Source organism: Microcoleus sp. B13-B6 (assembly GCF_036705405.1).
Taxonomy (GTDB): domain Bacteria; phylum Cyanobacteriota; class Cyanobacteriia; order Cyanobacteriales; family Microcoleaceae; genus Microcoleus.
In genome coordinates this window covers 1-9294 of record NZ_JAUBUJ010000181.1, presented here as the reverse complement: position 1 = coordinate 9294, position 9294 = coordinate 1, and the positions used below count along the sequence as shown (strand labels likewise).

The 9294-nt window shown below is 49.6% G+C and carries 12 protein-coding genes; 5 read left to right on the top strand and 7 right to left on the bottom strand.

Translation table 11 applies throughout. The features are described 5' to 3' along the window. Positions 1-96: 96 nt before the first annotated feature. The 6 genes from QUB35_RS37690 to QUB35_RS37665 all read right to left on the bottom strand — a co-directional run bounded on the left by QUB35_RS37690 (position 97) and on the right by QUB35_RS37665 (position 2758). Positions 97-282 carry a hypothetical protein gene (locus QUB35_RS37690; RefSeq protein WP_333148014.1) on the bottom strand — a complete coding sequence of 62 codons (186 nt, stop codon included), beginning with the start codon at positions 280-282 and terminating at the stop codon, positions 97-99. A 312-nt stretch (positions 283-594) separates the two neighbouring features. After that, a complete protein-coding gene (locus QUB35_RS37685) occupies positions 595-1191 on the bottom strand; it encodes a hypothetical protein (RefSeq protein WP_333148012.1) in 597 nt (198 codons plus the stop codon). After that, positions 1169-1507, bottom strand: a complete 339-nt coding sequence (locus tag QUB35_RS37680) for a hypothetical protein (RefSeq protein WP_333050759.1) — start codon at positions 1505-1507, stop codon at positions 1169-1171. The genes QUB35_RS37685 and QUB35_RS37680 overlap by 23 nt, the downstream gene beginning before the upstream one ends. Before the next feature lie 108 nt (positions 1508-1615). Next, positions 1616-1801 carry a hypothetical protein gene (locus tag QUB35_RS37675; RefSeq protein ID WP_333148011.1) on the bottom strand — a complete coding sequence of 62 codons (186 nt, stop codon included), beginning with the start codon at positions 1799-1801 and terminating at the stop codon, positions 1616-1618. After that, positions 1798-2415: a hypothetical protein gene (locus QUB35_RS37670; RefSeq protein ID WP_333148009.1), complete on the bottom strand. Its 618-nt coding sequence runs from the start codon at positions 2413-2415 to the stop codon at positions 1798-1800. The genes QUB35_RS37675 and QUB35_RS37670 overlap by 4 nt, the downstream gene beginning before the upstream one ends. Positions 2416-2461: 46 nt before the next feature. Continuing rightward, positions 2462-2758, bottom strand: a complete 297-nt coding sequence (locus tag QUB35_RS37665; RefSeq protein ID WP_333148007.1) for a hypothetical protein — start codon at positions 2756-2758, stop codon at positions 2462-2464. 197 nt (positions 2759-2955) lie between these two features. Between QUB35_RS37665 and QUB35_RS37660 the strand changes: the two genes are divergently transcribed. The 5 genes from QUB35_RS37660 to QUB35_RS37640 all read left to right on the top strand — a co-directional run bounded on the left by QUB35_RS37660 (position 2956) and on the right by QUB35_RS37640 (position 8485). Then, positions 2956-3231, top strand: a complete 276-nt coding sequence (locus QUB35_RS37660) for a hypothetical protein (protein ID WP_333148005.1) — start codon at positions 2956-2958, stop codon at positions 3229-3231. A gap of 199 nt (positions 3232-3430) precedes the next feature. Further along, positions 3431-3886, top strand: a complete 456-nt coding sequence (locus QUB35_RS37655; protein WP_333148003.1) for a hypothetical protein — start codon at positions 3431-3433, stop codon at positions 3884-3886. 169 nt (positions 3887-4055) lie between these two features. Continuing rightward, positions 4056-4709: a Uma2 family endonuclease gene (locus QUB35_RS37650; protein ID WP_333148001.1), complete on the top strand. Its 654-nt coding sequence runs from the start codon at positions 4056-4058 to the stop codon at positions 4707-4709. Positions 4710-4988: 279 nt separating this feature from the next. Next, positions 4989-5180, top strand: coding sequence for a hypothetical protein (locus QUB35_RS37645; protein WP_333147999.1), 192 nt, complete (start codon positions 4989-4991; stop codon positions 5178-5180). Continuing rightward, complete coding sequence (locus tag QUB35_RS37640) at positions 5180-8485, top strand: AAA family ATPase (RefSeq protein ID WP_333147997.1); 3306 nt, start codon at positions 5180-5182, stop codon at positions 8483-8485. Before QUB35_RS37645 ends, QUB35_RS37640 begins: the two co-directional genes overlap by 1 nt. Before the next feature lie 316 nt (positions 8486-8801). Here the strand turns inward: QUB35_RS37640 and QUB35_RS37635 are convergent, their stop codons facing one another. Next, complete coding sequence (locus tag QUB35_RS37635) at positions 8802-9041, bottom strand: hypothetical protein (RefSeq protein ID WP_333147995.1); 240 nt, start codon at positions 9039-9041, stop codon at positions 8802-8804. Positions 9042-9294: the final 253 nt, after the last annotated feature.

Genomic DNA, 9294 nt, shown 5'->3' with positions numbered 1-9294 from the left:
TTAAATTTATTGCCTCAACCCCTTGCAGTATGGGGTCTGGCCCACAAATAGTGCAGTTTGAATGTCGAACAGCTTAGCTCTATATGTGTGCCTTGCTCAATCTGGTAACAAAATCTCGTTGTCTGTCTTGCTAAAGATGACATTTTTGCCATATTCTACGCAGTAAGGCTTTAGTAACTGGTACTTTTCATCTCGGTCAGTAAACAGGATGTGTACCAGTTTTTGTTCTTGCCATCCTGATTGGTAGTGTTTAACTGTTGCCAAGACTTCTCGGATTTTCACGCGCATCCTCCCACTAATACTGCTACTTCGCTCACTTTACTGATTGTCGCAAGCTTAGACTTAATGACTCGCCATAATCTCAATCCAGGACACACTAAATACAACTCAATGAAACCGTAACTTTCCAACATCAGACAAACCTCATTAGCGCGATTGTTTCTTCAGCATAATTGCGATTGGGGGGCAATATAATGTCAGGTCTTTTAGGTTGCCTCCCCTGTTGTAGGCTCAGGAAAAAGATGAGATTTAGAAGCACCTTTTCCCTTTGAGCCTGCCTTAAAGCTAGGGCTTCCCCCAACTCTCGGTGAGCGCCTACCAGAGTCCTGGTGAAATCCTCCGTGGCGGTACTGACTTGGTTGGTAAAACAGGCTTTGGGACGGGTAGATTGGCATCCCGTAAATCCAAGGGAGCTGCTTTTACAGCATCAGTGAGAACGCTGAAATTACCTCGGATATTCGACGCCATATCGGTCAAACCGTGGGTCAGATTTGCACTCAGAGAAATCTTAAAGGCATCTAGCATTTGGTCGCTAACGGCTCCGGCAACATCGGCCATCCCCAAGGATGCTTCGCGAGTCATTCCTTCAATGGCTTGTATCGCTCCGCTTTTCTCTTCTTCAGCATCACGGTTTTCCCCGTTGGCGATTGCTTCTGAGTCGATGTCATTGCAATATTCACCGCGTCCGTTCCGAGTTCCCACTATTTGTTCGAGTGCAAAACCGGGTGCAATTCGCTGATTCAGTACCAACTCGAAATAAAGGTCGATTTCTGCGCTGTCATCAGGGTTCAAAAGAGAGTTTTGCCAATCGGGCTGTCCTAAAGCTTTGCGAGCATTGGTTACATCAGAAACTTTGTTGAGTCCCCATTTGGCTTTGATGTCGCGGCGGTCAATTGTCGGTTCGGTATTCATGGGTCGGTAATCCTTCTTGTGCTAATCGTTCTCGAACAGTGGCAATGCAGCGGTTGGCTTCCAGAATCCAAGTTTCTAGGGTTAGCAAACAGTTCAAATGAAATTGAGAAAATGTTCGGCGGTAAGGCTGTCTCTGAAACTCAGGGCATTCTGCTTCTAAAAGGGCGAGTCTGGTTTTGAAAGTAGCTTCAGGCATCGGTTTTCCCCCTTTACCTAGAATTACCCTTACCTCTGCTCTGAAGTAATTGCGATGGTTCCATTGGCCGCATCGACTGTTAAAAACAGCTACGTCTACAGGCTTTTTAGGTGTTGGCATTTTCTGGCATTTGATTGGCTACTTGGCGGGCTACATATCCCGAAACTCTGATTCTTCGTTAGCTGTTTTCGGAGTCGCCCGAAGTAGCTAACGAAGAATCAAAAAAAATTATTTCCTTTCCGGCGTGCTAAATGATTTGGCATCCCAGATACCCCAGACTTCGCGCACCGAACCTACGGCATTGAGCAGCGCTTCTGGTTGCGTGCGCCCGAAAACGGTTATCTTGCGGGGCGGGTTGTACTTGCGCGTTACAGTGACAACCCATTCAATTTGATGGCTTCTGAGCGCTCTCATCGACCGTCCCTCCCGTCACCGGCATTGGGCAATGTCTCTGAACTTTGGGCTAACAGAGAACCCGAGAGCAAGTGAACCATTTGCAGCGCTTCACTCTCAGACATCCAAACATTTAAATGTTCAGATGTTGGGAATAAATCTAAGAGCTCGCATTCGGACAGCGCTTCCAACACCGTGCACGAGTAGTGCTGAGCGTAGGCGATAGCTTCGATGAGCGCCTTCTTCTGGATGTCGGTGCTGGTGGTTAGAAGTTCTTGCCAACATGGATGCAGTTGGCGGATCGAGAATTGGTCGGCGATCGATCGCACCAAATTTTTAGCTTCAGCGGATGTTGGCAGGAAGTCGAAAGTCAGGGGCCATTTATCCCCGAATAATTCGATCGTCCCGCATTCTTTGATAGCGCGGGTGAGGGTATCGCTTTGACGGAATGAATGCACTGCGGCTTCCATCAAAGCGCTCAGTTCCGGGTGCGGCATCGCGTTAACGGATATCAAGAGCTGGCGGTACAAAGTGGAAGTTGCTGGTGTATCCGATTCTGATGCGGGTGCGGGTGCAGGTGCTGCCGAGAAAGTTGCAGCCGCTTCAACGGGTACCGGTATCTGCGGTTGTGTCATGATTGGGGAACATCCTTGTTGGTGTGCCAGACCCCGCCCTAGAAGATTACAAGTCACAGGGGGGGGATTTGGTTTGTTTGCGGTTTTTTTCTATTAATTGATTGATTTGGGCGATCGCTTCCTTGCGACCCATAGCTTGAACCAGTTGCCGAAACTCCCAGAGAATTTCGATAGCCTCTGTGCGAAACCCCCGACTGTTTGCTTGGTAGTACCAGCCAATCGGCTCCAATCTTTGAAGCACCGCAACATCTCGTTTTAATTGAGATTTACTGATATACAGCAATTCCAACGCTTGATTGCGAGATATATAGGAGATGTCCTCTGGTAGTGGCAGGCTGTTCATGACAGGGGCGAGTTGCTGGCGATTTTGCGAACCAGGCTCTTAACTGGCTCGCAAATCAATCATTGCATAGGGACAATACAGGTACAATAGTGGTACAAATATATGAGCCATTAGTGAGCCACTCTTAACATTGCTCCACAAATGCACCACTATTGCAACAGAAATGAGATAATAAAGTAAAAATATTGGTAGAGTTTATGGCACGCAAGGATGATCGACTGCACGTAGCACCGTTGGGCGAATACTACGACGACATATTAAAGGTCGATAGCTGGATAAACGCCCGCCCAATTTCCAGCCAAGCTAATTCGCTGCTTTGCGTAAAACTCCAGGAACGGGAGGAGCGAATTCGAGCGCGAATTGAATACCTTGCAGCGAAGCGAGGGATCTCAGGAAAAGAGCTGTGGAATCAAATTCTGAAGGGGGATGCCAAAAAATTGGAGCCTGAAGAGATAACCGAAGTTTCAGAATAAGGAAAAGTTAGACATTCAGTTGCAAGAATAAAATTAACGCGCGACAAAAACTTGCAATTCTAGGAGTTTGATGCACTAGACAATTGCGCTTGTTACCGGAAAAACTAGGTTGAACTTTCGGTGTATACACGCCCGATTTCCTTATCTTGCGTTTGGTGTATACCCGATCTTTGGCAGAGAAAGCGTTAAAGGAGGATTTGTGGCCGAATCAATGAGAGCCGTCAGAGCCTCGGTAAAAATAGGTTCCCTTACAGTCGATGGGTTCATGCTGCTAGACGGCTCGTATCGAATGAGCCAAACCCAAGTCGCCGAAGCAGCGGGCTTATCCCGACGCAACGTGTCCGATTTCTTACGCTCAAACGCCCTAAAAAGCTTGCTGGGTGAAGGTTACACGAGTACGATTTTCGAGCGCGAAGAAATCGAAATCGAGTCGGAGCCCGGTAGTCGGGGGCAAAGTTGGTTTCTGTCCGTCCCTCCAGAAATTGCCAGCGCTTACTGGCTGTGGCAAGCTCACCGGGGGAACAAAGCTGCCTTAACTATGAGCATGGGACTGATTACCGAATCTCTCGAACGGCGGTTTGACGAAGCTTTCGGCGTTACCCGCACTGAGGCTGAACGAAACGAGCTCCGCTCGCCAACGAGTTCAAGAACTTGAACAGGATATCAGAGAGGCGTTCGCTTGTTGACGATCGAGCCAGAATCGAACGCGACCACTACGAGCGCTTACGAGCGGGAGAACGGTATTGACCCTTGGAGAATTCCGGGGGCGAATGAGGAGTAGGGCTCACGGAGTTCAAAACCAACAAGTCAGAGGAAACAGCAACATGATCCAAACCCAAACAAACCCACAAACCATACCTAAAACAATCACGTTTGATGAGTTCGCAGCCTGGTATCCAGAGAACTCTATTCGCCGCTACGAACTGCACAATGGAGTAATTGTCGAAATGCCTCTAGGAACTGGTCGCCATTCCCGCGTTACAGGGTTTACCTGGGACGAAATCAGCGCAGAAATCAGGCGGCTGAAATTGCCTTGCTTTATCCCCGGTGACTGCCTGCTCAAACCCGTCCGCAACGAGGCGGGCTATCAGCCAGATGTAGTTGTCCTAGATGAAGCGGCTCTCGCCAACGAACCGCGCTGGGATAGGGAATCCATCATCACGATGGGTTTCTCGGTTCGGCTGGCAGTAGAGGTAGTCAGTACGAATTGGCGGGATGATTACCATTTCAAATTCGCCGACTACGAAGAAATGGGCATCCCTGAATACTGGATCGTGGACTATCTCGGTTTGGGCGGCCGCAAGTTCATCGGCAGCCCCAAACAACCCACCCTCTCGGTTTGCCAATTGGTAGATGGGGAGTACCAGGTCAAACAGTTTCGGGGGGATGACACAGTTGAGTCGCTGGCTTTCCCGGAATTGAACTTGACTGCCGAGCTGATTTTTAGGGCCGGCTTGCCTCTAAGCGAGCCGAGCTAGAAGGACTGAGGGCGATCTGGCGCTGCTGTTGTCCCAATTTTTCACCGCTCGCCCGCCGCACACGCGCCACAGCACAGAACGCAGTAGAATCGTTTTAGTCAAAAAAAACGCTACACCTTAAAAGAGGGGCAGCGACAAAAAATCAAAATTAATTATTAATTCAATAATAGCTTATTTTGTCAACCCTTAGTTGACAGCTAAGAACAGACAAAAAGCTATTGTCAAAGCCTCTCTTCTATATATGGTGTAGCGGGTCAACCTACCAGGGAGAATCCCGCTATGGATACCATTCCACACAATTACGACCCGAATAGTCAAGTATCGTTTTCTCGGAAAATCGACTGCGAGCTTGGAAAGCAACAGCCTTCAAAGCCTGACTGTGACTCAATTATCGCACAATCTCCTCTAAATACGCAAACAAACCGTGGATTGTCTGCTGTCACCTTTGAAGCGATCGGGGGTGCGGTGTAATGGTTTACTCGCAATCATTCCCTCAGCAGATCGACCGCGAACAAGTGCGACAGCAGCTAGCAGCCTTGGGTTACAAAGCCGGCGACACAGTTTACCTGCGAGCCTTCTACCCCAGTTCAGATCCCCGCAAAGCTGGGGATGCTGGCAGGAAAGCAGAAGCAACCAACCTCGACCAATTGATTGAACGCGCCACCGAATTTCAAACCGAGGGACGCGGCGTGTACTTGGTGGTCAACGGCGGCGGACACACAGACAAAGATGTCACCGAAACGCGGGCCGTATTCTACGAGCACGACAACTTAGACAAAGCTGCTCAAATAGACTTGTGGAAAGACTTAGGACTGCCAGAACCCACACTGCAAATCGACACCGGCGGGAAGTCCATACATTCCTACTGGGTATTTGACGAGTTCGTTGCAGTCGAAAAATGGCGATTGCTCCAAACCGAGTTGCTTGAGGAGGCCGACGCCGATCGCTCCTTAAAGAACCCCAGCCGAGTGATGCGCTTAGCTGGAGCGCGGCACTCAAGCGGCAATCAATCCCTGATTGTCAGCAACTCCGGAATGCGCTACACATACGAGGATTTGAGGGCGATCGTCCCGACACCGGAGAAACCGGAACCGACACTTTTTCGGGATCAGTCCACAGTCAAGCCGCTTGCTGCGGGTGACATCCCCGATACTTATGAAGACATCGCTGTACCCGTGCCAGCCAGCGTCCCATTGGAGGAATGCTTGGCAAAAAGCTCTCGCGAGTTGCTATACGGCATCAGTGAGGGGGGAAGGAACGAAGCAGGGGCCAAACTAGCTCGCGATTTAATCGGCACCGCGAACTACCTGCGGGCGATCGGGCAAGCTTTTAACGGCGACCCCCAGCAAATGTTGGAAGATTTCGCGGCTCGGTGCAATCCACCGTTGCCGAAGCACGAAGCCGAGACAATTTGGAAGTCCGCCCTCCAAGGCAGCCCCACACCGGCCTGCAAGCCAGATGGTGTGAAAAATTGCATCAAAGGCTGGTACTGGAACAACCACATTAAAACGAGTCGGCGGTTTGTCGATCGGCAAACCGACAAACCAACACACAAAAACAAGCTTGGAATGAGGGAAGCGGCTCAGATGGCAAGAGAAATCTTGAAGGGCGAGCCAAACGAAGTTTCAGCCAACATCAAGCTTGAGGAAGTCCGGCAGAAAACGAGTTTTAGCGAGTATGCTTGGGAACACAAGATTATCAAGCCACTGAAACGAGACATGGATGCGGAACGATTCAAACTCGAACTGCTAGGCTTGCTTCAAATGGAAGACCCAGTAGAGCGCATCCGACAAATCGCCCTACTAGCGCCCAAGTACAGCATGAGCGCGGGGTCACTCAAAGAAGCGATGGCCGCAATGAAGCAGCGGACAAGCGCGTCCGAGTCACGGCTTTGGAGCTTAAATGAGGTTTTTAGCCTTCAGTCTGAGGGTTTGCGATGGGTGGTTCCCGAACTTCTGCCACGCGGTGAGACGGTGATTCTGAGCGCAAGCCCAAAATGCGGTAAATCCTTAATAGCAGTAGACCTCGCTTTTTGCACGGCTACTGGCGAAGAGAAATTCTTGGGGCAAAACATCGAGGTGGGCAAAGTCCTGTTGGTGTCAGTCGATGAGTCTTTAAATAGCACGCGGTCAAAGCTGCTAAAGCGGGGATTCCGGTTGACGGAAAGCGACAACTTAAAAGTATTACCCCAATGGGATATCACGCAAACAGCAAAACTTGAGGCTTTCTTGGAAGATTACCGCCCGGATGTAGTCATCATTGACAGTCTCAAGCGTATTTGCAAAGGTAGCGCCGTGTCGGAAAACTCAGCAGAATTTTCCGACAATATCTACGCCCTCAAAGAACTGTTAACCCGTTACGATGCCGCTGGCGTTCTAATCCATCACAGCAACAAAAATCACGAGGCTCTAGGCGTTGAAAGATTGCGAGGTTCTAGTGCGATTGCTGGCAGCGTTTGGGGTGTTTGGCAAGTTGACCACATCCCAAAACAAGACCCCCACAACAAGAAAAAAATGATAGTTGACCCCAAGTGTCCGAAGCGAATTTTCTCGTGCTTTCCGAGGGATGCAGAAGGTCAAACACTGGACATTGAGCTAAATCTCGAAAACAATTCTTGGCTTTGTCACGGACTAGCAGGGGAGGACGCCGAAGCAACACAGCAAAGAGGGACGATCCGAGAACGAATCTTGCGGACTCTTGAAAAACACAACAGACCGTTACCCGGCCCTGAAATCATTGAATTAGCTCTGCTAGCCGAACAGCGCGGCTCAGCTTACTCGGAACTAAACCGGATGGTTGGCAAGAAGGTTATTAGTGCGGCACCAGCACCGGGCGATAAACGATACACCCTATATTCTTTGCCCAACTGTCACGCTGAATCTTTGAGCGTAAAATCTCCTCCCCCCCCTCCCCCCCCTATCTCACTGCCAATTGCTATCTATAACTCTGTAAACCATACAGAGCATGGTTTACAAATAGATAGCCAAATAGATAGCACATACATAGCAATAGATAGCACTGTGACAGTTCAATCCGAGGTGCTATCTACTGCAAACCATTGTGAGGAAAAGGTTTCAGAGATAGATAGCAACTTCTCACTGTCACAGGGGAGAGGGGGGGTAAAACAAAATCTGGAACCCGATTCTGTCACAGTATCAACTGCGGAATTGGCACAGGAACAAGAACCTCGATCGACAGTTGATACCAACCAGTCAACAGTGGAGCCTCTTGCCCGTACAGAAATCGAAGTTTCTACCTGCGGAACGGGGGCGAAAACTGGGGCGGGTGATGTTGAAATTGGGGCGGGTGATGATGAAACTGGGGCGGTTGAGGTGAAAGTGCCGATCGCCCCTAGTCTCCAATTCACCCCCGGCGATCGGGTGAAAGTTTCGGTCCAGTATCCCGGTACTCAGGAATTCAGGGGAAAGCTGGCCACAATAGTTGATGTATATAATGACGGGCGGTGCCGGATTGAGTTCGATAGCGAAATCGAAATATCTGGGTGTCAGCCAACAAAAGCGACCAGCATTAATGGTGACTACTTGGTTTTAGAATCCGCCGCCTCACTACTCAACGAAGACGAACTAGAACTGGTTGAGGAGATGCTTTTGGCGATCTCACAATCAGACGAACTAGTTACCGATGCCGTGAAAAAGAGTCTCGCGGAAACTTGCGACAAAGGTTTAGCTAGCCGAGAAAAAGTTTGGTTCGCATTGACGGCGAGCGAGCGAACTGCGTTCAGAGCGCTGCTAGCTGCCGTCACAAACCCCATCTGAGCCTCTTGCCCCCTCTGCGCCTGAGCCGGAACAGCCGACAGCAGAAGCAGTGGCCTTCGTGAGAGCCAATACCGACGCTGGCTGACATTGAGGGCGACGGCTAATCCCGCACCATCGGATATTCCCAAAAACACTGGCCGCCCTTCGGGCAACTGCCCTTCAGTGGACGACAATCGCCCCCTGAACCGCCCGAACACTGTTATAGCCTTGCGTCGGGAGTCAGGAGTCAGGATTAGGATGCTTAACTATTAAGGGTGGAAGCAATCAATAATGTCCTAAACGCCGGGCGCGACTGCTATATCAGAACACTGTGTTTTCACGCATGGAGCCTGTCGAACCAATTGAACAGGCTGTTGCAGCAGAGGCGAAAGCCTGCATTGCCAAAAGCGCTCGCCCCGGTCGCTCGAAGCCGTTGTAGGAGCGCTCGAAGGATCGCGTGTTTCAGAAAACTCAGCCACAACTTTCCTTTACCGAGATAAATATATCGCCCAACATTGCTATTGCTACCATCTTTCCCTGCTTTTTCCAGTTCTTCCCAGCTTGCATAAATTTGCATAAATTTGAGTTTTTTGTTGCTAATACCGCCCAAAATCGGGTTAACAATTCAAGCTGAGCTTACACAATTTTACTCAGAAGAACTCAAAAACCACAGCAATAACTCAGAAAAACTCAGAAAAACTCATCGTCGAGCGGTCCCAAAAAGTTAATTTTGAGGTGTTTTCCTGTCCCTGATGGGAGCGTGTCACTTTTGCGATAAGTATAAATACTCAGAATAAGTAGGGCAAAGGTTTTGAGCTATTGTTGGCAAA

Coding starts and splice junctions, on each gene's coding strand:
- QUB35_RS37685 (WP_333148012.1), bottom strand. CDS start 1,191: ATGAATACCGAACCGACAATTGACCGCCGCGACATCAAAGCCAAATGG.
- QUB35_RS37680 (WP_333050759.1), bottom strand. CDS start 1,507: ATGCCAACACCTAAAAAGCCTGTAGACGTAGCTGTTTTTAACAGTCGA.
- QUB35_RS37675 (WP_333148011.1), bottom strand. CDS start 1,801: ATGAGAGCGCTCAGAAGCCATCAAATTGAATGGGTTGTCACTGTAACG.
- QUB35_RS37670 (WP_333148009.1), bottom strand. CDS start 2,415: ATGACACAACCGCAGATACCGGTACCCGTTGAAGCGGCTGCAACTTTC.
- QUB35_RS37665 (WP_333148007.1), bottom strand. CDS start 2,758: ATGAACAGCCTGCCACTACCAGAGGACATCTCCTATATATCTCGCAAT.
- QUB35_RS37660 (WP_333148005.1), top strand. CDS start 2,956: ATGGCACGCAAGGATGATCGACTGCACGTAGCACCGTTGGGCGAATAC.
- QUB35_RS37650 (WP_333148001.1), top strand. CDS start 4,056: ATGATCCAAACCCAAACAAACCCACAAACCATACCTAAAACAATCACG.
- QUB35_RS37645 (WP_333147999.1), top strand. CDS start 4,989: ATGGATACCATTCCACACAATTACGACCCGAATAGTCAAGTATCGTTT.
- QUB35_RS37640 (WP_333147997.1), top strand. CDS start 5,180: ATGGTTTACTCGCAATCATTCCCTCAGCAGATCGACCGCGAACAAGTG.
- QUB35_RS37635 (WP_333147995.1), bottom strand. CDS start 9,041: ATGCAAATTTATGCAAGCTGGGAAGAACTGGAAAAAGCAGGGAAAGAT.